This is a genomic window from Flavobacterium pedocola, assembly GCF_053764385.1.
This window is the reverse complement of the sequence record NZ_JBSNCR010000003.1, coordinates 448,910-473,209: the sequence shown is the minus strand read 5'-3', so window position 1 is coordinate 473,209 and position 24,300 is coordinate 448,910. Positions and strand designations below refer to the sequence as shown.

Annotated in this window: 19 protein-coding genes; 9 read left to right on the top strand and 10 right to left on the bottom strand. The window is 43.1% G+C overall.

The features are described 5' to 3' along the window. The first annotated feature begins 69 nt into the window (after positions 1-69). From trhO to ACWPKD_RS09115, 8 genes are all read left to right on the top strand, one after another. A complete protein-coding gene (trhO, locus tag ACWPKD_RS09150; protein WP_455412377.1) occupies positions 70-1,437 on the top strand; it encodes an oxygen-dependent tRNA uridine(34) hydroxylase TrhO in 1,368 nt (455 codons plus the stop codon). 200 nt (positions 1,438-1,637) lie between these two features. Then, positions 1,638-2,963 (top strand): PSP1 domain-containing protein, encoded by a 1,326-nt coding sequence (locus ACWPKD_RS09145; RefSeq protein WP_455412376.1) that lies wholly within the window; start codon positions 1,638-1,640, stop codon positions 2,961-2,963. Beyond that, positions 2,938-3,447 (top strand): gliding motility lipoprotein GldH, encoded by a 510-nt coding sequence (locus ACWPKD_RS09140; RefSeq protein ID WP_455412375.1) that lies wholly within the window; start codon positions 2,938-2,940, stop codon positions 3,445-3,447. The genes ACWPKD_RS09145 and ACWPKD_RS09140 overlap by 26 nt, the downstream gene beginning before the upstream one ends. Positions 3,448-3,449: 2 nt before the next feature. After that, positions 3,450-5,747 carry a penicillin-binding protein 1A gene (locus ACWPKD_RS09135; protein ID WP_455412374.1) on the top strand — a complete coding sequence of 766 codons (2,298 nt, stop codon included), beginning with the start codon at positions 3,450-3,452 and terminating at the stop codon, positions 5,745-5,747. Positions 5,748-5,813: 66 nt separating this feature from the next. Further along, positions 5,814-6,515 carry a CoA transferase subunit A gene (locus tag ACWPKD_RS09130; RefSeq protein WP_455412373.1) on the top strand — a complete coding sequence of 234 codons (702 nt, stop codon included), beginning with the start codon at positions 5,814-5,816 and terminating at the stop codon, positions 6,513-6,515. A 2-nt stretch (positions 6,516-6,517) separates the two neighbouring features. Next, positions 6,518-7,177, top strand: a complete 660-nt coding sequence (locus ACWPKD_RS09125) for a 3-oxoacid CoA-transferase subunit B (RefSeq protein WP_455412372.1) — start codon at positions 6,518-6,520, stop codon at positions 7,175-7,177. Between the two features lie 253 nt (positions 7,178-7,430). After that, positions 7,431-10,790, top strand: coding sequence for a GEVED domain-containing protein (locus ACWPKD_RS09120; protein WP_455412371.1), 3,360 nt, complete (start codon positions 7,431-7,433; stop codon positions 10,788-10,790). Positions 10,791-10,880: 90 nt separating this feature from the next. Then, positions 10,881-12,047 (top strand): class I SAM-dependent rRNA methyltransferase, encoded by a 1,167-nt coding sequence (locus ACWPKD_RS09115; protein ID WP_455412370.1) that lies wholly within the window; start codon positions 10,881-10,883, stop codon positions 12,045-12,047. A gap of 104 nt (positions 12,048-12,151) precedes the next feature. Here ACWPKD_RS09115 and ACWPKD_RS09110 read toward each other — a convergent pair whose 3' ends face one another. The 3 genes from ACWPKD_RS09110 to ACWPKD_RS09100 all read right to left on the bottom strand — a co-directional run bounded on the left by ACWPKD_RS09110 (position 12,152) and on the right by ACWPKD_RS09100 (position 15,995). Continuing rightward, entirely contained in the window at positions 12,152-13,753 is a 1,602-nt protein-coding gene (locus ACWPKD_RS09110; RefSeq protein ID WP_455412369.1) for a fumarate hydratase, read from the bottom strand. 75 nt (positions 13,754-13,828) lie between these two features. Then, positions 13,829-14,533 carry a hypothetical protein gene (locus tag ACWPKD_RS09105; RefSeq protein WP_455412368.1) on the bottom strand — a complete coding sequence of 235 codons (705 nt, stop codon included), beginning with the start codon at positions 14,531-14,533 and terminating at the stop codon, positions 13,829-13,831. Between the two features lie 22 nt (positions 14,534-14,555). After that, positions 14,556-15,995: a nucleoside recognition domain-containing protein gene (locus ACWPKD_RS09100; protein ID WP_455412367.1), complete on the bottom strand. Its 1,440-nt coding sequence runs from the start codon at positions 15,993-15,995 to the stop codon at positions 14,556-14,558. A gap of 308 nt (positions 15,996-16,303) precedes the next feature. Here ACWPKD_RS09100 and ACWPKD_RS09095 point away from each other — a divergent pair, with 308 nt between their 5' ends. Continuing rightward, entirely contained in the window at positions 16,304-19,249 is a 2,946-nt protein-coding gene (locus ACWPKD_RS09095) for a S8 family serine peptidase (RefSeq protein WP_455412366.1), read from the top strand. 52 nt (positions 19,250-19,301) lie between these two features. On the opposite strand, the gene ACWPKD_RS09090 is transcribed toward ACWPKD_RS09095, so the two are convergent. The 7 genes from ACWPKD_RS09090 to hemB all read right to left on the bottom strand — a co-directional run bounded on the left by ACWPKD_RS09090 (position 19,302) and on the right by hemB (position 24,208). Further along, positions 19,302-20,015 carry a 3'-5' exonuclease gene (locus ACWPKD_RS09090; protein WP_455412365.1) on the bottom strand — a complete coding sequence of 238 codons (714 nt, stop codon included), beginning with the start codon at positions 20,013-20,015 and terminating at the stop codon, positions 19,302-19,304. 58 nt (positions 20,016-20,073) lie between these two features. Further along, a complete protein-coding gene (locus tag ACWPKD_RS09085) occupies positions 20,074-21,234 on the bottom strand; it encodes a serine hydrolase domain-containing protein (RefSeq protein WP_455412364.1) in 1,161 nt (386 codons plus the stop codon). Between the two features lie 320 nt (positions 21,235-21,554). Further along, positions 21,555-22,025: a methylated-DNA--[protein]-cysteine S-methyltransferase gene (locus tag ACWPKD_RS09080; protein WP_455412363.1), complete on the bottom strand. Its 471-nt coding sequence runs from the start codon at positions 22,023-22,025 to the stop codon at positions 21,555-21,557. A 17-nt stretch (positions 22,026-22,042) separates the two neighbouring features. Continuing rightward, the gene (locus tag ACWPKD_RS09075; protein ID WP_455412362.1) at positions 22,043-22,243 is read right to left on the bottom strand and encodes a helix-turn-helix transcriptional regulator; all 201 of its coding nucleotides are present in this window, start codon (positions 22,241-22,243) and stop codon (positions 22,043-22,045) included. After that, positions 22,233-22,712 carry a hypothetical protein gene (locus ACWPKD_RS09070; protein WP_455412361.1) on the bottom strand — a complete coding sequence of 160 codons (480 nt, stop codon included), beginning with the start codon at positions 22,710-22,712 and terminating at the stop codon, positions 22,233-22,235. Before ACWPKD_RS09070 ends, ACWPKD_RS09075 begins: the two co-directional genes overlap by 11 nt. A gap of 111 nt (positions 22,713-22,823) precedes the next feature. Further along, complete coding sequence (locus ACWPKD_RS09065; RefSeq protein ID WP_455412360.1) at positions 22,824-23,210, bottom strand: c-type cytochrome; 387 nt, start codon at positions 23,208-23,210, stop codon at positions 22,824-22,826. After that, positions 23,210-24,208 (bottom strand): porphobilinogen synthase, encoded by a 999-nt coding sequence (gene hemB, locus ACWPKD_RS09060; protein ID WP_455412359.1) that lies wholly within the window; start codon positions 24,206-24,208, stop codon positions 23,210-23,212. Before hemB ends, ACWPKD_RS09065 begins: the two co-directional genes overlap by 1 nt. Positions 24,209-24,300: the final 92 nt, after the last annotated feature.

Below are 24,300 nucleotides of genomic sequence, written 5' to 3'. Positions count from 1 at the left end.
TATTTTTGCACCCGAATCCTTCCAATTAGGGTTTGCAACCACATAAATTCTCACTTAAACGTTTATAGCATGCAACTGTATAACACTTTAAGCGCAGAAGAAAGAAAAGAGCTAATTGACCAGGCTGGTCAACAGCGTCTTACATTGTCTTTCTACCAATATGCGCACATCCAAAATCCTGAACAATTCCGTAACGATTTATTTGTAGCCTGGAACAAGCTCGATGCCCTTGGCCGTACCTATGTTGCCAAAGAAGGTATTAATGCCCAGATGAGCGTTCCTGCAGAAAATTTCGAAGCCTTTCGCGATACGTTGGAAGCCTACGATTTTATGAAAGGGATCCGATTGAATGTAGCGGTAGAACACGACGACCATTCCTTTTTAAAGTTAACGGTTAAAGTCCGCAGCAAAATTGTAGCCGATGGATTAAACGATGAGACTTTCGACGTGACCAATAAAGGCGTTCACTTAAATGCCAAAGCGTTCAACGATATTTTGGATGATCCGAATACCATCGTGGTGGATTTCCGTAACCATTATGAAAGTGAAGTGGGGCATTTCAGAGGGGCCATTACGCCGGATGTGGAAACGTTCCGTGAATCGTTACCGATCATCAATGAGCAGTTGAAAGCGCATAAAGAAGATAAAAACCTGGTAATGTACTGTACCGGTGGAATCCGTTGTGAAAAGGCTTCGGCGTATTTCAAACACCAAGGTTTTAAAAATGTCTATCAGTTAGAAGGCGGGATCATCAATTACGCCAAACAGATCAAAGAAGAAGGGATTGAGAGCAAGTTCATCGGGAAGAATTTCGTATTCGATCACCGTTTGGGCGAACGCATCACCAACGATATCATTGCGCAATGCCATCAGTGCGGAAAACCTTGTGACAACCACACGAATTGCGGCAACGATGCTTGTCATTTGTTGTTCATCCAGTGCGACGAATGTGCCGAAAAAATGGAACATTGTTGTTCAACGGATTGTTTGGAGACCATACATTTGCCATTAGTGGATCAGATCAAGAAACGTAAAGGGATTCAGGTAGGGAATAAAATCTTCCGAAAAGGGAAATCGGAATCGCTTAAATTCAAGAACTCCGGGATTTTGGCAGGAATTTCATTGGCTCAGGCCTCCGAAGAAGAGGCGCCGAAAAACATCCGTCAGAAAATTAAAGTGAAGAAAACGATTTTGGGTGTGGCAGAACATTATTTTACCAAAGCCGGTGTGGCACAGTTTTCAATGACGCATGGTGAAGTAGCGGTTGGCGATAAATTATTAATTGCCGGTCCAACCACTGGAAACCAAGAGTTAGTAGTGGAAGCCATGCGTGTGAACGGGCAGGAAAACACGACCGCTGTCAAAGGCGATAAAATTACTTTTGCCGTTCCGTTCCGTGTTCGTTTATCGGATAAACTCTACAAAATTTTAGGTTAAAACCGTCCTAAAATACTAATACTAAACCTACTGCGTTTTATAGATGTGGTAGGTTTTTTTGTGGGTAAAATTTAAGAAGAATACAACTTTTCAGATTGTGGCTTTGCAATTAAAAAATACTATCTTTACACACAAAACTTAATTACGAACCAAGTAGTCTCGTAGCAGAAACAACGAGACGACCACTATATATTCAAACTATGGCATGTACCAACTGTTCCACGGGTTCCAAGGACGGAACACCGCGCGGATGTAAAAATAACGGGACTTGCGGCACCGATAGCTGCAACAAATTAACGGTTTTCGATTGGTTGTCCAACATGAATTTGCCGGGAGGTCAGGAGCCTTTCGACTGTGTGGAGGTCCGCTTCAAAAACGGAAGAAAAGAATTCTATCGCAATACCGAGAAACTAACCTTGTCCATTGGTGACATCGTAGCCACTGAGGCGTCACCGGGTCATGATGTGGGCATTGTAACCCTTACCGGAGAACTGGTAAAGGTACAGATGAAGAAAAAAGGTAGCAATCCGGAGGGAGAAGTGCCGAAAGTATACCGCAAAGCGTCTCAGAAAGATATCGACATCTGGAGTGATTCCAGAGACAGGGAGGAACCGATGAAAGTGCGCGCCCGTGAATTGGCGATTGCCTTAAAGCTGGAGATGAAAATTTCCGATATCGAATTCCAGGGTGATGCATCCAAAGCGACGTTCTACTATACAGCGAACGACCGTGTGGATTTCCGTCAGCTGATCAAGGATTTTGCAAAAGAATTCAGCATCCGTATCGAAATGAAACAGGTAGGTTTCCGTCAGGAAGCGGCCCGTTTAGGCGGTATCGGATCCTGCGGACGCGAGCTTTGTTGTTCGACTTGGCTAACGGATTTCCGAAGTGTAAATACCTCGGCGGCCCGTTATCAGCAATTGTCCCTGAACCCACAGAAATTGGCAGGACAGTGCGGAAAACTGAAATGTTGTTTAAATTACGAATTGGATACTTATCTGGATGCTTTAAAAGGTTTTCCGGAAATGGAGACCAAACTGTACACGGAAAAAGGCGATGCGGTTTGCCAGAAACTGGATATTTTCAAAGGGTTGATGTGGTTTGCCTACACGGATAATTTCGCGCATTGGCACGTGTTGAAAGTGGATCAGGTAAAGGAAATCGTTGCCCTGAACAAAGAAAAGAAAAGAGTGTCTTCTTTAGAAGATTATGCCGTGGAAGAAACCCAATCGGCAGAGAAAAACTTCCAGAACGTGGTAGGACAGGACAGTTTGACCCGTTTTGACCAGCCTAAGAAAAAGAAACGTCCGAACAAAAAACGTCCGAATGCCGCAGCTACTGTAGAAAAAGCAGACCGACCGAAGACAGACAATGCGGAAAGGCCTCAAAGAACAGAAAGACCAAAAGCGGAAAATGCAGACCGCCCTCAAAAAGCAGGAGGTTCCGAAGAACAGAAACGAAATAAAAAAAGACATAAACCCAACCGTAACCGACCATCAAATGATAAAAATACTCCAAAAGAATAAGGTGTTTTTGTTGGGAACGGCGTTAACACTAACGTTGTTTTCCTGTGACAAGCAAAGGGTTTTCGACGAGTATCAGGAAATCGACGGGTCCTGGCATAAAAAGCAAAAAGTGTCTTTCACTTTCGAGCAGCAGGATACGGTGGCCAATTACAACATGTTTATAAACATCCGAAACAATAACGACTATCCGTTCAATAACCTGTTTCTGATTGTGTCCATGCTGCAGCCTGACGGGGTAACCAAAGTGGACACGCTGGAATACCTAATGGCTAATCCCGACGGAAGCCTTATGGGAGAAGGGTTTTCTGATGTGAAGGAAAGCAAGTTGTGGTATAAGGGATATAAGGAAAAGGCTCATTTCCCTAAAAAAGGAAAATATGTGGTAAGCATAGAACAGGCCGTTCGTGAAACCGGAAAGGTTCCCGGAATGGAACAGTTACCGGGGATTTCGGAAATAGGATTCAGAATTGAAAAAACAGAATAACAATGGCTCAAATCAACACTAAAAAAGAAGACTTTTCACCCTATGTAAGAAAGTTCTGGAAACTTTTTTTCTACTGCTTTGGTGGCGTAATTTTATTTTTTCTTTTCGCTTCGTGGGGACTTTTCGGAGCGATGCCGTCGTTTGACGAGTTGGAAAACCCAAATTCGAATGTGGCCACCGAAATCATCTCTTCCGACGGGGTGACCATTGGGAAATTCTACCTCCAAAACAGAACGCCGGTTAAATATGCCGAATTACCGGACCATTTGGTAAAAGCCCTGATTGCAACGGAAGACGAGCGTTTCTACGAGCACTCCGGAATCGACACCAAAGGAACCCTTCGTGCCGTTTTAAGCTTAGGAAGCAGCGGGGGGGCCAGTACCCTTACCCAGCAGTTGGCGAAAAACCTTTTCCACGGGGAAGGTTCCAAATTCATCCTGTTCCGTATCGTTCAGAAAGCCAAGGAGTGGATCATTGCCACTAAGTTGGAGCGTCAGTATACGAAGCAGGAAATAATTGCCCACTATTTCAATACGGTTGATTATGTAAACAATGCCGTTGGAATCCGTTCTGCTGCAAAAATTTACCTGAATAAAGAACCCAAAGATTTAACCGTTGACGAAGCAGCGATGTTCGTGGGAATGCTTAAGGCTCCGTCTACGTATAATCCGAAAAAAAACCCTGAGAAATCTAAACGCAGACGAAATACTGTTTTAGGACAGATGGTAAAAAATGGTTATTTAGAAGAAAGTAAAAAAGAAGAATTAGAAAAGAAACCAATAAAATTAAATTTTGTAGCCGAAAGTCATATCGAAGGGACCGCTACTTATTTCAGAGAATATTTGCGTGACTTCATGAAGAAATGGGTGAAAGACAACCCAAGAAAAGACGGGGAAGGCGAATACGATATTTACCGCGACGGACTGAAAATCTACACGACGATCGATTCCCGTATGCAACAATACGCAGAAGAAGCAGCTGCCGAACATTTAGCCAACCTGCAACAGGAATTCAACAAGCGTCAGAAAGACAATCCGAACGCACCTTTTACAGGCATTACTCCGGAAGAAACCAAACTGATTATGGACCGCGCCATGAAAAATTCAGAGCGTTGGCGCATCATGAAAGAAAAAGGTTTCGACGAAAACAAAATCGTAAAATCCTTTGAAGTTCCGGCTAAGATGAAAGTCTTTACCTGGAAAGGCGAAAAAGATACGTTGCTGACACCTCGTGACTCTATTTTATACTACAAACATTTTCTTCAGACCGGAATGATGGCCATGGAGCCGCAAACCGGTTATGTAAAAGCGTGGGTGGGAGGAATCAATTACAAACACTTCCAATATGATCACGTAGGACAGGGGTTACGTCAGGTAGGTTCCACGTTTAAACCGTTCCTATACGCAACCGCTATTGAACAGTTAAAAATGTCGCCCTGTGATTCGATTTACGATTCACCGTTCACCATGCCAAAAGGCCGTTACGGAATCGATGCGGACTGGACACCAAAAAACTCCACCGGAAACTACCGTGGTATGGTCAACCTTAAATCAGCTTTGGCGAATTCCATCAATACGGTATCGGCCAAACTGATTGATAAAGTAGGGCCTCAGGCCGTAGTGGATATTACCCGGAAACTAGGGGTAACTTCTGATATTCCGGTACAACCGTCCATTGCATTAGGAGCCGTAGACATTACTGTGGAACAGATGGTGGCTGCGTTCAGTACGTTTGCCAACCAGGGGGTTTACATGAAACCTCAGGTTATCGTTAAAATAGTGGATAAAAACGGAGTGGTTTTATACGAACCCGTGCCGGAATCCAAAGATGTAATGAGTAAAGACGTAGCCTACACCATGATCAAACTGATGGAAGGGGTAACCGAATACGGAACCGGTTCGCGTTTGCGTTGGGGCAGTGCTCCGGAATCAGCGAGAGTGACGGGAGTTCCTTATAATTTACGAAACCCGATAGCCGGTAAAACCGGAACGTCTCAGAACAACTCCGACGGATGGTTCATCGGTATGGTACCGAATCTGGCTGCTGGGGTATGGGTAGGAAACGAAGACCGTTCGGCGCATTTTGAACAGACCAATATGGGACAGGGAGCCACAATGGCCCTACCGATCTGGGGTATCTTCATGAAAAAATGTTATGAAGACGAATCGCTCAACATCTCTCAAAAGCCTTTTGAAAAACCGGAGAATTTCTCCATCAAAGTAGATTGCTGGACGCCTAGAAAAGTGGAAAATGATTCCACCAAGGTTGACGAGCCTACTACCGAAGAATTTGATTTCTAACCAAGAGACGCCGCAAAATGTGGCGTCTTTATAATTTATAATAGTAAACAAACACTAACTAAACCAATGATTAGCCGTAAAGTTAATAACGTACAGGAAGCGTTGGAAGGAATCCAGGACGGAATGACCATCATGCTGGGTGGTTTCGGTCTTTGTGGGATCCCGGAAAACAGTATTGCCGAATTAGTCCGAAAAGAAGTAACCAATTTAACGTGCATCTCCAACAATGCCGGAGTTGATGATTTTGGACTGGGCTTATTGCTTCAGAAAAAACAGATTAAAAAAATGATTTCTTCTTATGTAGGGGAGAATGCCGAGTTCGAACGTCAGATGTTAAGCGGAGAACTTGAAGTGGAATTAACACCTCAAGGGACCTTAGCGGAAAAATGCCGTGCAGCCCAAGCGGGGATTCCTGCTTTTTTCACCCCTGCCGGTTATGGAACCGAAGTGGCAGAAGGAAAGGAAGTACGTGAATTCAACGGGAAAATGCATATCATGGAATTGGCCTACAAAGCTGATTTTTCGATTGTAAAAGCATGGAAAGGCGACGAAGCCGGTAACCTTATCTTCAAAGGAACGGCTCGTAATTTTAATGCGCCCATGGCCGGAGCCGCTAAAATCACCATCGCTGAGGTGGAAGAATTAGTGCCGGCAGGAACCCTGGATCCGAATCAGATTCATATCCCGGGCATTATGGTGAACCGTATTTTCCAGGGCACAACCTTTGAAAAACGAATCGAACAACGTACAACCCGAAAAAGAAGTTAGTCATGGCCTTAGGAAAAGAAGAAATTGCAAAACGTATTGCCAAAGAAGTAAAAGACGGTTATTATGTGAATTTAGGGATAGGTATCCCGACCTTGGTGGCCAACTATGTGCGTCATGACATCTCCGTGGAATTCCAAAGTGAAAACGGCGTATTGGGTATGGGACCTTTTCCGTTTGAAGGGGAAGAAGATGCCGATATCATCAACGCCGGAAAGCAAACGATTACTACATTACCGGGTGCGAGCTTTTTTGATTCGTCGTTCAGTTTTGGGATGATCCGTGCCCAGAAAGTCGACTTAACTATTTTAGGCGCCATGGAAGTTTCCGAAAACGGAGACATTGCCAACTGGAAAATCCCAGGTAAAATGGTGAAAGGAATGGGAGGCGCTATGGATTTGGTTGCTTCAGCAGAAAATATCATCGTGGCTATGATGCACGTGAACAAAGCGGGTGAATCCAAAATCCTTAAAAAATGTACCCTACCATTAACCGGAGTAGGCTGTGTGAAAAAAGTGGTTACGGAATTGGCTGTTTTGGAAGTAACGCCGAAAGGATTCAAACTTTTGGAACGAGCCCCGGGTGTTTCGGTGGAAGATATCATAAAAGCAACGGAAGCGGAATTAATCATTGAGGGCGATATTCCTGAAATGATAATCGGCTAATCCGACCGAAAATAGATAGAAAGCATCTTTAGTAATTTACTGAAGATGCTTTTTCTTTTGTAAGAATCAGGTTGGTAAAACTTCAAATTTGTAATATTTTTTTTATTTTCACGAACCCTTTATTTTTATGGCCTTTTAAGTAATTTTTATTATTTTTTCGCATGTAAATTGAAATTTTTTTAAACAATTCTTAATGTTTGTGTTATTTTTTTGTTAAGTTTAGGAACTAAAAAACTAAAAAACCAACCAAAAAATGAAAAAACAAGTAAGAAAAATGCTGCTTTTCAGCATGCTCTCGGGTAGCTTTTTTGTAAGCGCCCAGACGCCTCAGGAGCGGAGCAAAATAGCGAACAGCTATGACAAAGGAAAGTTGAGCGAATTGTCAACGGAGTTCCTTTTAAAATCCAAAAAGCAAAAATCGGAAGCCATCGCTTTTGCCAAAACAAACAATCTTCCGGTTCGTGTACAACTTGAAGACGGAGGCATTGCCGAACTTCAGAAAATTGAAAACGGAAGGCCGGTGTATTACAGAACCTTTAATGTGGCGGCCGCGAAATCAACCCGGGCCAATCATTTGCATTCCGGAGGAAGTTTAGGACTGGATCTGAACGGCCAAAACATGTTAGCATACGTTTGGGATGGAGGTCATGCCCGTGTAACCCATCAGGAATACGACGGGACAGGCGGTACCAATAGGGTTACTGTCGAGGATGCTACTGCGGAAGGCGGTACATCTCTGAATTTTCACGCGGCCCACGTTGTAGGAACTATCGGAGCGTCCGGTTTTACCGCTAACGCAAAAGGGATGGCTCCACAGGCAAAGGTTAAGAATTATATGTGGAATGATGATGTGGCCGAAGCGACAACTGCAGCAGCTAACGGAATGTTGCTTTCCAATCATTCTTATGGCTACCGTTCGGATTTAGTGGAAGATTATTATTTCGGGGCTTACATTCAGGAGTCAAGAGACTGGGACGTATTGATGTACAATGCGCCTTATTATCTGATGGTTGTGGCTGCCGGGAATGACGGTTCGACAAATTACAACGGATCGCCTTTAAACGCAAACCTTCCGCAATATGATAAGTTAACAGGACATGCTACTTCCAAGAATAATTTAGTAGTGGCCAATGCTAACGATGCCAATATTGATACCAACGGGAACTTGGTTTCGGTTACGATTAATACCGGAAGCAGTCAGGGCCCTACAGACGATTTACGGATCAAACCGGATATTACCGGAAACGGGACCAGTGTTTATTCCTCGCTTGAAACGAGTGATTCCGCTTACGGCAACCTTACAGGAACCTCAATGGCTTCCCCAAATGTAACCGGAACTCTGCTATTGCTGCAACAGCATTATAACAACAAAAACAGCGCTTATATGCGTTCGGCAACTTTAAAGGGATTGGCTTGTCACACGGCTGATGATGCCGGAACAGCAGGGCCCGACACGAATTTCGGTTGGGGACTTTTGAACGCGAAACGCGCTGCGCAGGCCATTACGGACAATGGGGATAAATCCATCATCAACGAATTGACGTTAACTGCCGGTCAAACCTATACAATAAATGTAAATAGCGATGGTGTAAACAAATTGATCGCTTCCATTTGTTGGACGGATCCTGCCGGAACAGCAGGTACCTCTTTAAATTCCGGAACAGCAAAACTGATTAACGACTTAGATATCCGAATTTCAAAAGCGGGTACGACCTATTTACCTTGGCGTTTATCGGGTGTAAACACAAATGAATTGGGAGACAATACGAAAGACCCGATCGAACGTGTTGAGGTTTCAGGAGCGTCCGGAACGTACACCATAACCATCACGCACAAAGGGACTACGCTTTCCGGAAACAGCCAAAAGTATTCGTTAGTGGTGACCGGAATTGTTCAAAGTGTGGTGGCTTGTAATGCTACGGTTCCGACAGGCGTAAACAGTTCCAACATCGGTTCTTCAACTGCTACAATCGGTTGGACAGCTGTGGCAGGTGCTACTTATGAGGTGCGTTATAAAGCGACGGCCTCTTCCACATGGACAACGCTTACAGCAGCATCGAATACCATTACATTAACAGGTTTAACAGCTTCAACGTCTTATGAAGTACAGGTGCGAAGCCTTTGTTCCGGTGGGACATCTTCAGCTTTTTCAGGATCGGTAACGTTCCAAACAACAACTGTACAATTAGTTTATTGTGCTTCCCAAGGAAACAGTGTTGCGGATGAATTAATAGGAAGAGTACAAATCGGCAGCATCAACAATGCTTCAACAGGAGGTACTGGTTATACAGATTTCACATCGATTTCAACCAACCTTACTAAAGGTGTTTCTAGTACAATCACTGTAACGCCAACCTGGACAGGATCGACTTATTCTGAAGGCTATGGTGCCTGGATCGATTACAATAAAGATGGTGATTTTGACGATGCAGGAGAATTGGTGTGGAGCAATGCAGCTTCTACCACTACACCGGTATCCGGTTCCTTTACGGTTCCGACAACAGCAATCACCGGAGCAACAAGACTACGCGTATCGATGCGCTACAATGCTATTCCGGCTTCCTGCGGATCGTTTGATTACGGTCAGGTGGAAGATTACACGGTAAATTTAGTTGCCGGAACTGCTGATACAACGGCGCCTTCCGCTCCGATAAATTTAACGGCATCGGGTACGACACAAACCACAACCAACTTATCCTGGACGGCTGCTACAGACAACGTAGGTGTAACCGGATATGAGGTGTACAGGGGAACCACTTTATTAGGAACTGTTACTACAACTACATATGCAGCGACCGGATTGACTGCCGCAACAGCTTATACCTTCTCTGTAAAAGCTAAAGATGCAGCCGGTAATATTTCAGCGGCGAGTAATACGGTTAACGTAACAACTTTGCCAACAGCCATTACCTATTGTGCTTCCAAAGGAAACAGCGTAGCCGATGAATTTATCGATTATGTTGCCATCGGCGGTATCGCTAATACGACTGGAGCCAATGCAGGATACGGAAACTTTACCAACTTAGTGGGGAATGTACCTTACGGATCCAACACCATTAATTTCAGTACCGGTTTTACGGGTTCAGCTTATACTGAATATTGGGCCATCTGGATCGATTACAACAAAAACGGAACTTTTGAAACAACAGAACAAGTGGTTTCCGGTTCTTCTTCCAGCAGTGCAACATTATCCGGAACATTTACAGTACCAACGACAGCTTTGGCCGGCAACACAAGAATGCGGGTTTCCATGAAATATGGTGCGGCTCCGACGGCTTGTGAAACGTTCTCGTATGGTGAAGTGGAAGATTATACCGTGAATATTGGCGGAACAACTACAGCTTCCATGGCTGCTGACAACCAGATTGGATCAGAATCCAATGTTTACGATTTGGTTTTATATCCGAATCCGACCGACAGCCATTTGAATCTTTCAACTGCCGATGGGCGTGAAGTGGCTTTCAGAATAGTAAATTACTTAGGTCAGGAAGTGCGAAAAGGTAAATTCTCAACACAGCAAAGCATCAACGTAAATGATCTTGCAGGAGGTATTTATATTTTTGAAATCAACGACGGTCAAAAAACCGTTTCGAAAAAACTGATTAAAAAGTAATATAGATTGAGGTTAATTTAAAGGCGGGAGTAACCCCGCCTTTTTTATGGACTGAAAATAAATCGGTAGCTTTGCAAAAATTTTGAGTCAATGAGTTATCCGAAAGTTATTTTAAAACCGGGAAAAGAAAAATCGGTACAGCGTCGTCACCCATGGGTGTTCAGTGGAGCCGTGTATGGTGTGAGTCAGGAATTGAACGACGGCGAAATGGTCGACGTGGTGGATGCCAACAACAAGCATATGGCAACAGGGTATTTCAGTGACCGCGGCAGTATAGTAGTTCGCATTTTAACATTCGGAAAGGAAAAATTCGACACGGATTTCTGGGCAGCTAAATTCAAATTGGCCTGGGAATTGCGTTTGAAATTACTGAAGTTGGAAGAAACCAATGCCTTTCGTCTGATTCACGGCGAAGGTGACGGGATTCCGGGACTGATCATTGATTATTACGACAAAAATTGGGTGTTGCAGGCGCATTCATCGGGAATTTATTTTCAGATGGAACAGATTGCTGAAGCCATAAAGACCAATTTTGCTGACTATTGTGAAACCATTTACTGTAAGAGTAGTGGCACCTTGCCGAATACCGGAAAAGATTTCTTTTTGTTTGGTGACAAGGCAGAAGCCGTTGCGAAAGAAAACAATATTTTGTTTGCCGTAAACTGGGTGGAAGGCCAAAAAACAGGATTCTTTTTAGACCAGAGAGACAACCGAAAACTGTTGGCACACTACGCTCAAGGTAAGCGTGTCTTGAATACCTTCTGCTATACCGGAGGCTTTTCGATTTATGCGATGAGTGCAGGAGCACAGTTGGTGACATCGGTGGATATTTCTGAAAAAGCGGTGGCTTTAGCCGAACGCAATATGGAGTTGAATTACGACGATTGCAACCATGAGGCAGTAGCTTCCGATGTTTTTGATTTTCTGAAAGAACACAACCAGCAATACGATTTGATTGTACTGGATCCGCCGGCATTTGCCAAAAGTATCAAGAGCAAGCATACCGCAACCCAAGCCTACAAACGTTTGAATATCGCCGGACTGAAAGCGTTAGCACCGAAAGGAATCTTGTTTACGTTTTCCTGTTCTCAGGTGATTGATGATGTTTTGTTTTACAATACGATAGCCGCAGCTGCCATCGAAACCGGAAGAAACATCCGCGTGTTGCACAAACTCTCGCAAGGACCAGATCACCCGACCAATATCTATCATCCGGAAGGGCATTACCTGAAAGGCTTGGTGTTGTATGTGGAATAGTTTTCAGTCACAGTCGCAGTTTTCAGTTTAAAAGTATTATAAAAGAAACCCCGAAAATTATTTTCGGGGTTTTCTGTATACTGTGACTGAGACTGTAAACTCAATTATAGGTTTTCAAAAAAATCATTCCCTTTATCATCCGTAATGATAAACGCCGGGAAATCTTTGATGGTGATTTTACGAACCGCTTCCATGCCTAGTTCTTCAAAGTCTACAACTTCTACTGAAAGGATGTTTTCCTTAGCCAAGATTGCAGCCGGCCCACCGATGGAGCCTAAGTAGAAACCGCCGTATTTTTTACACGCGTTCATCACGTCTTTACTACGGTTACCTTTTGCCAGCATGATCATACTGCCGCCGTGTTTCTGGAATTCGTCTACGTACACATCCATACGTCCGGCCGTAGTAGGCCCGAAACTTCCTGAGGGCATACCTTCCGGAGTTTTCGCCGGTCCGGCATAGTAAACAGGATGGTTTTTGAAGTACTCCGGCATTGGTTTTCCGGCATCTAATAATTCTTTGATTTTAGCATGCGCGATGTCACGGGCAACGATTAACGTTCCGTTTAGTTTTAATCGGGTTTTGATCGGGTATTTTGATAATTCGGCTAATACTTCCGCCATCGGTCGGTTCAAATCGATTTCCACGGGCTCTTCCAGATGTGGAGCCGTTTCCGGTAAGAACTGTTTCGGATTTACTTCCAATTGTTCCACGAAAATCCCGTCTTTGGTGATTTTCCCTTTGATGTTTCTATCGGCTGAACAGGAAACGCCCATTCCAACCGGACAGGAAGCAGCGTGACGCGGTAAACGGATTACGCGAACGTCATGTGTTAAATATTTTCCGCCGAATTGTGCCCCGATGTGGCTTTCCTGACAAATCTGCTGTACGCGTTTTTCCCATTCCAGATCACGGAAGGCCTGACCCGCCATGTTTCCGGATGTCGGTAAATTATCGTAATATCCGGCAGAAGCTTTTTTTACGGCTGCTAAATTTGCTTCCGCAGAAGTACCACCGATTACAATAGCTAGGTGATACGGAGGACAAGCCGAAGTTCCCAAATCGAGGATGCGCTCGCGTACGAACTCATCAAGTGATTTTTCGTTCAATAACGATTTGGTTTTCTGATATAAGAAAGTTTTGTTGGCGGAGCCACCGCCTTTTGCTAAAAATAAGAATTCATACGAACTTCCTTTTTTAGCATAAATGTCGATTTGTGCCGGAAGGTTCGAGCCGGAGTTTTTCTCCTCAAACATCGAAATCGGTACAATCTGCGAGTAACGTAAATTTCTTTTCTGGTAGGTATTGAAAATTCCTTTGGACAACCATTCGCCGTCATCGGCACCGGTATACACATTTTCTCCCTTTTTTCCCATTACGATCGCCGTTCCGGTATCCTGACAGGAAGGTAATTGTCCGTCAACAGCAACAACAGCATTCTGTAATAAGTTGTAGGCTACGAAACGGTCGTTGTCGGTCGCTTCCGGGTCATCGATGATGCTTCTCAGCTTCTGTAAATGCGAAGAACGCAACATAAACGATACGTCGTTCAAGGCTTCTTCGGCTAACAATTCCAATCCTTTCGGATCTACGGTTAAGATTTCGCGATCTCCCAACTGCTCAATTTTTATGTAGTCGGAAGTGATTTTTCGGTACTGCGTATCGTCTTTTAAAATAGGATACGGGTCTTGGTATAGAAAGTCCATAGTTTAGTATTTTTTGGCGCGTAAAGATAAGGAATCTTATGCTTTTTAGAAACAGAATTTCAGGATGCTGAAGGTTTAGGATTTATGAAAATCATCAAAAGAAATCTTTTTGCTCCGGTAGGCTTTTCCTTCCGGGGTAATGATTGTTTTGACCCATCTGTTGTTTTTAAGTTCAAAATGGGTGGAATCGGAAAACTCGTTAATGCCCATATCTTCATCATTATCATCCGGGGAATAGGACTGTTTTCGGAAATAAAAATTTTGCGGCGTACCCGAAACCACTTCGCCCCAGGAGCCCCAGCCACTGTCCGACATGGAATCCCATTGGTACACCAAATCGATTTTTTTGGCAGCGGTATAAAAAAGGAAATTGCTTTGGATATAGCCACAAGCGGGATAGCCAAGATGAATTCTTTTCAGAGGGGAAGCAACGGAATCCAATTCAAAATTACCCGACCAGCCCGAACCTATGTCATAGCCTTTGATTTCAAGATCGTGGGAAGCTACCAAAGATTGTTCGGTCATAAAATTCAGTTTGAAGCGGGCAGTGCAGATGCTGTCTTTGTCAAATGTCCTGTTTAGTAAATGCACCAGCACATAGTCTTTCCATTTTGCGGTCTTTTCATAGGAAAAGAAAATGGTGTCGGTTTCTGTTTCGGTGGACGGCTTTGCCTGCGGAGCAATAACAGTTGGAGAATTCATCTCCTGACTTAAGGTTGGCGCTTCCTTTTTGCAACCGTTTAACAATACAAGTAGGAAGAAAAAAAATAGTGGTTTCATGCTAAGATTTTATTACTAAAGGCTAAAAAAACCAACTGGCTACTAATATGGCGGTAATTACACAGATCAAATCCACCAGCAACATCATGCCCAAGGTATAACGCGTGTTTTTGATGTTTACAGATCCGAAATACACAGCAATCACGTAAAATGTTGTCTCGGCACTGCACTGGAAAATACAGCTCAGCCTTCCGGTAAAGGAATCCGGTCCGAAACTGCGCATGGCGTCAATCATAAAGCCTCGTGAACCTCCGGAACTGAATGGGCGAAGCATTGCTACCGGCAAAGAATCGGTAATTTCTTTGGCTACTCCGATCTGAGAAAAGGCAAACGAAATCCCGTTACTGATGATTTCAAACAAACCACTGTTGCGGAAAAACGAAATCGCTACCAGCATCCCCATCACATACGGGAAGATTTTTACTCCGGTGTTCAAACCGTTTTTTGCACCTTCGACAAACGTATCGAAAATAGTTGTATTCTTTTCGCCGAATTTTTTCTCATGATAAAACGAAAAAACGAGGGTAAAACCAATGATAGCCACTAACATCAACCCGGATAAATTCCCGGTGAAGAAGTTCTTGCCGATAAGATCCAATCCGTTGATGTAGAACAGTAAGCCGGCAATGGCAGCCATAATTGTGGTTAAGGCTATTACTAACGATGCACTTTTGAAGTTGATTTTCTGTTTAAAACCTACCAAAAGAAAAGCGGCGATGGTTCCGATAAAGGAAGTAATGATACAAGGCAGCATGACATCAGCAGGGTTGCTGGCATTTTCGGCGGCACGATACCCGATGATTGATGTCGGAATTAACGTAAGACCGGCAGCGTGTAAACACATGAACATGATTTGCGGATCACTGGCTTTGTCTTTATCGGGGTTGATCTCCTGTAAACTTTCCATGGCTTTTAATCCGAAAGGGGTTGCAGCCGAATCCAATCCCAGGAAGTTCGCAGCAAAGTTCAGGGTCATATAGGAAATCGAAGGGTGGTTTTTGGGGACCGTCGGGAAAACTTTGGCAAAGACAGGGCTCAGTTTGGTCGCGAGTCTTTCCGCAGCTCCTGAAACGATCAGTAGTTCCATCAGTCCGCAGAAAAAAGCAAGATAGGCGATCAGCGGAAGGATTAAATCCAGCAAGCTGTTTTTGCAGGTAGGCAATAAGCCGTCTGATTTCTGAACCCCGCTGTAGATTTTTACGGTTTGGTTTTTGTACACATAGGTGGTGTCGGGATTGGTATCGACTTTATTGATGACTATGGTGTTCTCAGGTGCTTTTTCGATACTGTCCTTAATGAAAACAGGTACTTCGTGGAGGTATTTTTCGTTGATCAAAACCGGTTCGTCTTTTTTGCCGTTCAATACATAGTCGATCGAATAGCTGCTGCCGGTCAGTAAACCTATAATCACAAAGGCAATGGAGGATATAAAAATCGCGAGCCAGAATCTGCTTAATACCATAATGTGTACAATTACTTTTTTTCGTAAATGTACTACTTATCGGTTGGCTGCAAAAAAAATGTTTAGGAAGGCTAATAAATTAAGCATTTGTAATTTAACAAATTGTTCAAAAATGTTATTTAATGTTAGAATACCTTGTGTTTGTTGAATATTTGACAAAATCATCGGTAAAAAGAGTACAACTATCAGAATAATAGAACGTTAAGTAATCATTATGATTAATAAAAAAAATGTATATTTGGCGAGATTATAAAAAAATTTTAATCCAAAACTTAACAAAAACTAACTATAAACTTGAATTAACGGAAATGAAAAAACAGTACCTACTACCAGCGGTGTTTTCGTTTTTTTCCTTGATTTCACAGGCGCAGACCAAAGAAGACGTCAGTAAAATTATTGAGAATTATGATTTGAAAAAAATTAAAACGCTCCGCGAATTTTACCAGAAGAAAAACGAACTGGAAAAAAGAAAGGCAGTTGAAGCAGCAAGAATCAACAATTGGCCTTTAAAGATCTATGGAGAAAATGGTTCTTATAAAGAATTGATGAAGCTTACACCAGACGGATATCCGCTTTATTATTCTACGGACAATGCGGCGGCGGCTAAATCAACAAGAGCCAATCAGCTTCATACTGGAGGTTCTCTTGGTTTGACCCTTAACGGTGAGAATATGGTTGCCCGTGTTTGGGACGGTGGTACAGTAAGAAGAACCCATAATTACTTTACCAACCGTGTTACTACAGTTGACGATCCGTCAGGAACAACATATGCAGCACACTCAACACACGTAACCGGAACTATCATGGCTTCCAATACTGTTGCGGCAGTAAAAGGAATGGCATGGCAGGCGTCGGCAAGAACTTTCGAATGGACAAACGATATTTCTGAAGTAATGGATGAGGTTCAGGGCGGTATGCTTATCTCGAACCACTCGTATGGCGTACCTATTATAAATCAGACAAACGGAACACCACTTCCGGGTTGGTATATCGGTACCTATTCAGATGATGCAAGAGAATGGGACGAAGCAGCTTATAACTCACCTTATTATTTAATGGTGGCTTCTGCCGGAAACAACGGAAATGACAACAATACTGAGCCAATGGCTGCCGGTTATGATAAACTTACCGGGAATAAAGTAGCTAAGAACAATTTAGTAGTGGCGAATTGCCAGGATGCGGCAGTTGATGCTTCAGGTAATTTAACGGCTGCCGTTTTGATTAACAGCTCAAGTAGCCAGGGACCTTCGGACGATTTAAGGATCAAACCGGATATTACGGGTAACGGAACAGCGTTAACTTCTTGTAACAGTACCGGTAATACAGCAACAACTGTAATGTCGGGAACCTCTATGGCAAGTCCTAACGTTGCAGGTACTTTATTGTTATTGCAACAGCATCATAAAAATGTAACTGGCGGATTCATGAAAGCGGCCACACTAAAAGGCTTAGCTTGTCACACAGCGGATGATGCAGGGAATGTAGGTCCTGATGCGATCTTCGGATGGGGATTGTTAAATGCAAAAAAAGCAGCTCAGGCGATTTCAGGTAACGGATTGACCAGCTGGGTTTCTGAGCAGAGTCTTTCGCAAGGGCAAACTTTCACGATGAACGTTGCTTCAGACGGTGTTAACCCGTTAATCGCTTCAATCACTTGGACAGACGTTCCGGGAGACCCTAACAATGGTGAAAGACCAACTAATGATTTGACACCTTCTTTGGTGAATGATTTAGATATCAGAGTAACAAGAGCTGCCTCAACATACTATCCATGGAAGTTGCAGAATGATCCTGCTTTGAATGCAGTAAGGAATGCAGACAACAACAGAGATAACGTTGAGCAAATTAAAATTGACGCCCCTACAGCGGGAGTATACACAATTACAGTAACTCACAAAGGAAACTTAGTGAATGCTAAGCAAGCTTATTCACTTGTGGTTACAGGACTTTCCTCTACTTTTGGATTAGTTCCGACCAATTCAGATGCTTTATTGTGTTCTAACCAGAATGCGGTTTATACTTTTAATTATACGCAAACAGGAGCCGGAACCACTAACTTTACTGCTACCGGTTTACCTGCAGGTGCTACCGCGAATTTCTCGCCAGCTTCCTTAAGTGCTAACGGAACAGTAACCATGACGGTTTCAGGTCTGACAAACGTAGTACCGGGAGAATACAACGTTGGAATCGTTGGTAACAATGGTACAGAAACGGAAACACGTTACAAAGTGTTGAAAATTTACAGTGCTACTTTCCAACCGACCGCATTGACAACTCCTGCTAACGGATTTAACGGAGCTTCAACATCGGTTAATTTACAGTGGAATAGCGATGCCAATGCAGAAACGTACAACGTTCAGCTTTCTACTGTTGCAAACTTCGCCAGTACAGTTGTAAACGTATCAACAGCTAACAACAGATATTTGGTTACAGGATTGAACCAGGACACTATGTATTACTGGAGAGTTGTTCCTTCTAACAGATGTGGTGCTGCTACTGCAGGTTCAGCAACGGTATTTAATTTCAGAACAGGAATACTTACCTGCGGAAATATTTTTACAGCTACTGATTTTTCAAATGCTTCAATCGCTACTGTTGCGAATTCATCGGCGAGTGTTCCGGTTCAGGTTACCGGAGGTTTGACCATCGGAAATATGAAGGTTTCCTTAAACTTGACACACACCTATATTCAGGATATGACCATCTGGTTACAAGGGCCTGCATCTATTGGAAGCCCGATTGTGATGTTGTTCGAGGAAGCTTGTGGTGATAATGATGATATCAACTGTACTTTAGACGATACAGGTGCTGCCCCGGCCTGTTCAGGTGTTCCGGCAATAACAGGAACAGTTACGCCTAGCGAGCCTTTAAGTGCTTTAAACGGCCTTGCAGCAGACGGAACTTGGGTATTACATGTAGATGATCCTTACAATGGTGATGGTGGAACTATTAACTCTTTCAGCTTAAATGTTTGTAACCTTTCCCCATCTTTAGGAGTTTCGGATAACGAATTGAAAAATGTTGCGGTATATCCAAACCCAACCAAAGGCGTGTTGAATGTGAGCCTTCCTGAGGAAGTTTCAGGTGATACACAGTTAACGTTGTTGGATATTCAGGGAAGACAGATTCTTTCAAAAACCGTTTCAACTTCATTCGGAGTAATGAATATTGAAAATCTTCAGGATGGCGTTTATATGTTGTCTATCGAGAACAGCGGTAAGAAAGTGACCAAGAAAATTATCTTAAACAAATAATCGTCACACGATAAATGAAAAGGGCTCCGTTTATGGGGCCCTTTTTTTATACTCAAACGTGAATGATTTCCTCCTCAATCAGTAAATCTTCCCGACGCATTTTCAGAAAAATCTGTGCTACGGCGATAACGTCTTTCTCACAATAGGTAATGATGCGGTCGATGTCTTTGTCCATGTAAAACACTTTTCCCACTTCGCTGCCGTCAATATCGTCTTTAGGGGAAGGAATGCCCAGTACGTTGGTTAATAATTTTAAGGACGTGAAGGTTTTGAAATCACCAAATTTCCATAATTCCATGGTGTCCAGATGTGGTACTTCCCAGGGTTTTTTGCCAAATAAATTCAGCTTCGGCGGAATCGGAAGACCGTGGATCAGCATGCGGCGGGCAATGAACGGGAAATCGAATTCCTTGGCATTATGACCGCACAAAAGATGTTGGGGTTGTGAAAAATGGTTGTTCAGCAGGTTTGAAAAATCTTTCAGGATTTTGGTTTCTTCGCCAAAAAAAGAAGTTACGCGAAAATGACGAATATCGCTTTTCAGGGTAAAATAGCCTACGGAAATACAAATGATCTTACCGAATTCGGCCCAAATGCCGGCGCGTTCGTAAAATTCTTCCGGAGTGTGCTCTTCTTTGCGCTGGTACTGCGTTTTAAGGGCAAAAAGTTCCTGTTTTACCGGGTCTAAGGTTTTGTAGTCTTCGGTTTCGGGTACGGTTTCAATATCCAGAAACAGGATGTTGTCTAAATTAATTTTTTCAATCATGATGGTTGGTGTGTAAAAAAACTGTTTGGTTTATAAAAGATTGTGTTACAAATAAAAATTATTTTTTCCGTTTTTCTAACATTTTGTAGGCTTCGTTAAAGTATACGTACAAATCGTTACTGTGTGGATCGGTCTCGGTTTGCAGGCCTTTTATGTGTCCTAAACGAACAATAATAAGGTTGTCTTCCGGCACAACAATTACAAATTGCCCTAAATGACCGCGCATGTAGAACAATTCCTTTCCGTTGATTTTATGAAGCCAGAAGCCGTAGCCGTATTGCGGGCTCTCCGGAAATCTTGGTGTAATCGATTTGGCTACGAAAGCACTATCTAAAATCTGCTTGCCGTTCCATTTTCCATGTTGGTTGTACAGTTTTCCGAAGCGGGCAAAATCACGGGCGTTACTGGCAATGCAGCAATAAGCTTTTTCAATGCCGTCCGGCGCATGATCCAGTTGCCAAAGCGCTTCATTTTCCGCGCCCATGGGTTGCCAGAAACTTTTGGAAACGTAATCGGACAGGTATTCCCCGGTGGCTTTTTCAATACACATGGCTAATAATTGTGTGGAGCCACTTAAATATTTGAAAGATTGCCCTGGTTTTTCTTTAATATCCAGCCCTAAAATCACCTTCTTTAAATCGTTGTCGAAGTACGCTCGGGTTACGATGGAAAGCGGGCTGTAATATTTCTCATCCCAACTTAATCCTGATGCCATCGACGACAAATCACCCACGGTTACTTCTTTGGCAAATTGTCCTTTGAGTTCCGGAAAGAAGTCGGTTACTTTTTGGTCTAAACTTTTGATTTTGCCTTCCATGATCGCTTTGCCTAAGGCAGCCGAAACCACACTTTTGGCCATGGAAAACGAATTCGATTTGGAATTTTTGCCATAACCGTCAAAATAGCTTTCATGCCAGATGCTGTCGTTTTTGATGATCAGGTAGGCAACGGTGCCCAGTTCTTTATGTTCTTTGTCCAGCGCTGCAGTAGCCGGCACGGAATTGTAATCTTTGGCAATCGCCCAGGGTTGTCCCACGCCTTTCTTGATTTCCCGATTCGGAAAATGGGTGTAATCGTCCAAAAAGGCAGTTGTATAACCGCGGAAATAAATCGTCCTAACCGCACGCAGGAGATAATCCACATCGAAAATATACATCAGGATGATGATGCCCGCAAAAACAATAAGGAACCATTTCAGGAATTTTTTCAGGAAGGTCATAGTCTTAAATTTTACCTAGTGGCACGAATTTACACAAATTAGGATTATGTTTTTGATTTTTTTGGAGCGAATGGTCTAGGAATTTTTGGAAACCTTGTTCCCGTTGTCCGCACTATCTCGTTATAAATAACGAGACTCCCATCGGGGCTAAACGGTAAACCATAGTACTTTTGGAATGTAAGTTCATTGGGAATTACGAATTAAAATCTAAAATTGTGGTTTATCGCATTGAATAAGGTTGATTTATTCAGTGCTACATAAGTCAAATTTCAATCTTTCAATTATACAATTCACAGTTCGCCGTAATTTGTAATTCGTAATTAAAACAAACTCTGTTGTTTCAACGGATTCTCATGTTCCAGCAGCCATTTCTTGCGCCACAAACCGCCCGCATATCCGGTTAGCGAACCATCGGAACCAATAACTCTGTGGCAAGGCACTACAATCCAAAGTGGGTTTTTGCCATTGGCGGAAGCTACGGCACGGATGGCTTTCACATCGCCCAGTTTTTTGGACAAATCCATATACGAAGTGGTTTTGCCGTACGGAATTTCCAAAAGTGCTTTCCAAACCTTCTGCTGGAATTCGGTGCCTTTGGGATTGATCGGGAAATTGAACGTGGTCCTTTTTCCTTCGAAATATTCCTGTAATTGCTTTACCGCATCTTTCAACTCCACGGGAATGGTTTTCGATATTTCGCCTTCCTGAAGAATCGAAATTACCGAAACGCCCAATTCATCACCTTTGATTTTGGCGGTACCCAGCGGTGTATTGATAAAGACAGTTTCCATTTGCTAAAGATAGCGAATTAGTCGCTGTCTTCCAATTGGAAAATTTCGTTTACGGGTTTTTCGAACAAGCGGGAAAGTTTCAAAGCGAGAACCGTGGAGGGCACGAATTTCCCGGCTTCAATGGCGTTGATGGTTTGCCGGCTCACCCCAATTTTTTCTGCTAGTTCTGCTTGGGTGACGTTGGCAATGGCGCGCTGTATTTTGAGGTTATTCTTCATGATCGGCAAATTTAGTGGCTTTGTACAACATCCAGTGGAAACGGATGATAAAAAAGAGCAGTAAGGTGAAGGTGTTGTACAGCAGCACATTCAAAAAAGGCAGGCCATAAATAAAGACTATACAAAAGACTAAAACGGCATAGTTTACATAGGTTGCCCAAACCAAACTTTCGAGTCGGATTTTGGAAACCATTTCATCTTCAATTTTTTCTTTGGAGAAGGCAAATAACAAACCGCTTACAATAAAAAGCACCATAACAATTTCGTCCAGTATATTGTTATGGATCCATTGGAAACTCTTTGTAGCGCTAAAACCCGCATCGGTAAACAAGGCAAACACTTTTGCCTGAAGTTGTACCGTTTCGTCATCGTTAAAGTTCAGTACAAAAACCAGCCCGATACAGGAAAGTATTAAAACGGCCAAACTTGGTTTTTTGCAGACATTCGGAAATAAAAAGTTCGTTTTCATGAGATTGATTTTTTGATTGCGTAGATCAAATGTAAAATATATTTATCAAAAAGACAAATAAACTTTACATTTTGTAAAACAAAAAAGTCATCCGAAGACGACTTTTGTATTTTATTTAGAAAAACTGTGAATATACACTTCGAGTGCTTTCAGTTCTGCTTCCGGGAGGTTTTTGGTGATCGCGAAATTGGTTTTCATTACGCTGTACTGCGTCGGGTCTACGATCGGGCCGCTTTTTTCGGTGAGGAAATCAGTAATACTGGCACCTTTTTCTTTGTAGATTTTGGCAATTTCCGCCACACTTGGCCCAATGACTTTCTGGTTGGGTTTGTGACAGGAATAGCACATGCCTTTACCTTCAAAAACTTCCTTGCCTAAAGCCATCGCAATTTCTTCCGGGGATTTTTTGGCTTCGGGGTATAAGTCGGCCTTTTCTTCTTTTTCATTTTTGCAGGCTGTCAGGGCAAGAACAGCTAGCACAACAATATTCTTTTTCATTATTTCTGGTTCAGTAAAATAGCGGCTTCTTTGGCAAAATAGGTAGAAATTAAACTCGCTCCGGCACGTTTGATGCACATCAGTTGTTCCATCATGATCTTATCGTGATCCAGCCAGCCTCTTTCGGAAGCGGCCTTGATCATCGCATATTCTCCGGAAACGTGGAAAACCGTCACCGGAACATTCACGGCATTTTTCACTTCACGTACGATATCCAAATAGGCGATTCCCGGTTTTACCATGACCATATCGGCGCCTTCTTCCACATCCATTAAGGCTTCTTTTATCGCCTCGATGCGATTGGCATAATCCATCTGGTAGGTTTTTTTATCTTTCGGGACTACCACATCGGCTTCTTTTGGCGCACTGTCCAAAGCATCACGGAAAGGTCCGTAAAACGCCGAGGCATATTTCGCCGAATAACTCATGATGCCCACATTGTGGAAACCGGCTGCGTCCAGACCTTCGCGCAAACGCAACACGCGTCCGTCCATCATGTCGCTCGGGGCTACGAAATCAGCTCCGGCCTGTGCGTGGGAAACGGCCATTTTTACTAAAGCGGCTACGGTTTTGTCGTTTTCAATGTCACCGTTTTCGATGATTCCGTCGTGACCGTAAATGGAATACGGATCCAGAGCTACATCGGGCATTACGATCATTTCCGGACAAGCGGCTTTGATCGCGCGAATAGCCTGTTGCATAAGGCCGTTCGGATTCCAGGCTTCTTTTCCGGTATTGTCTTTTAAATCGTCGTTAACTTTCACATAAATGTTCACCGCGCGGATGCCCAAGGCGAACAATTCTTTCACTTCTTCCACCGTTAAATCTAAAGAACGACGGAAAATGCCTGGCATCGATGGGATTTCCACCTTTACGTTTTCACCTTCTGCAATAAACATCGGGAACATAAAATCGGCCGGACTTAAACTGGTCTCACGCACCAACGAGCGGATGCTTTCGTTCACGCGTAATCTTCTGCCTCTGTGTAATGGGAACATAATTTTTTATTCAGTTATTGAGAGTGTAAAAATACTGATTTCCCTTTAATATCTTTGATTGCAAATGATGACTATGTGTTAATTATATCATA

Coding starts and splice junctions, on each gene's coding strand:
- trhO (WP_455412377.1), top strand. CDS start 70: ATGCAACTGTATAACACTTTAAGCGCAGAAGAAAGAAAAGAGCTAATT.
- ACWPKD_RS09145 (WP_455412376.1), top strand. CDS start 1,638: ATGGCATGTACCAACTGTTCCACGGGTTCCAAGGACGGAACACCGCGC.
- ACWPKD_RS09140 (WP_455412375.1), top strand. CDS start 2,938: ATGATAAAAATACTCCAAAAGAATAAGGTGTTTTTGTTGGGAACGGCG.
- ACWPKD_RS09135 (WP_455412374.1), top strand. CDS start 3,450: ATGGCTCAAATCAACACTAAAAAAGAAGACTTTTCACCCTATGTAAGA.
- ACWPKD_RS09130 (WP_455412373.1), top strand. CDS start 5,814: ATGATTAGCCGTAAAGTTAATAACGTACAGGAAGCGTTGGAAGGAATC.
- ACWPKD_RS09125 (WP_455412372.1), top strand. CDS start 6,518: ATGGCCTTAGGAAAAGAAGAAATTGCAAAACGTATTGCCAAAGAAGTA.
- ACWPKD_RS09120 (WP_455412371.1), top strand. CDS start 7,431: ATGAAAAAACAAGTAAGAAAAATGCTGCTTTTCAGCATGCTCTCGGGT.
- ACWPKD_RS09115 (WP_455412370.1), top strand. CDS start 10,881: ATGAGTTATCCGAAAGTTATTTTAAAACCGGGAAAAGAAAAATCGGTA.
- ACWPKD_RS09110 (WP_455412369.1), bottom strand. CDS start 13,753: ATGGACTTTCTATACCAAGACCCGTATCCTATTTTAAAAGACGATACG.
- ACWPKD_RS09105 (WP_455412368.1), bottom strand. CDS start 14,533: ATGAAACCACTATTTTTTTTCTTCCTACTTGTATTGTTAAACGGTTGC.
- ACWPKD_RS09100 (WP_455412367.1), bottom strand. CDS start 15,995: ATGGTATTAAGCAGATTCTGGCTCGCGATTTTTATATCCTCCATTGCC.
- ACWPKD_RS09095 (WP_455412366.1), top strand. CDS start 16,304: ATGAAAAAACAGTACCTACTACCAGCGGTGTTTTCGTTTTTTTCCTTG.
- ACWPKD_RS09090 (WP_455412365.1), bottom strand. CDS start 20,015: ATGATTGAAAAAATTAATTTAGACAACATCCTGTTTCTGGATATTGAA.
- ACWPKD_RS09085 (WP_455412364.1), bottom strand. CDS start 21,234: ATGACCTTCCTGAAAAAATTCCTGAAATGGTTCCTTATTGTTTTTGCG.
- ACWPKD_RS09080 (WP_455412363.1), bottom strand. CDS start 22,025: ATGGAAACTGTCTTTATCAATACACCGCTGGGTACCGCCAAAATCAAA.
- ACWPKD_RS09075 (WP_455412362.1), bottom strand. CDS start 22,243: ATGAAGAATAACCTCAAAATACAGCGCGCCATTGCCAACGTCACCCAA.
- ACWPKD_RS09070 (WP_455412361.1), bottom strand. CDS start 22,712: ATGAAAACGAACTTTTTATTTCCGAATGTCTGCAAAAAACCAAGTTTG.
- ACWPKD_RS09065 (WP_455412360.1), bottom strand. CDS start 23,210: ATGAAAAAGAATATTGTTGTGCTAGCTGTTCTTGCCCTGACAGCCTGC.
- hemB (WP_455412359.1), bottom strand. CDS start 24,208: ATGTTCCCATTACACAGAGGCAGAAGATTACGCGTGAACGAAAGCATC.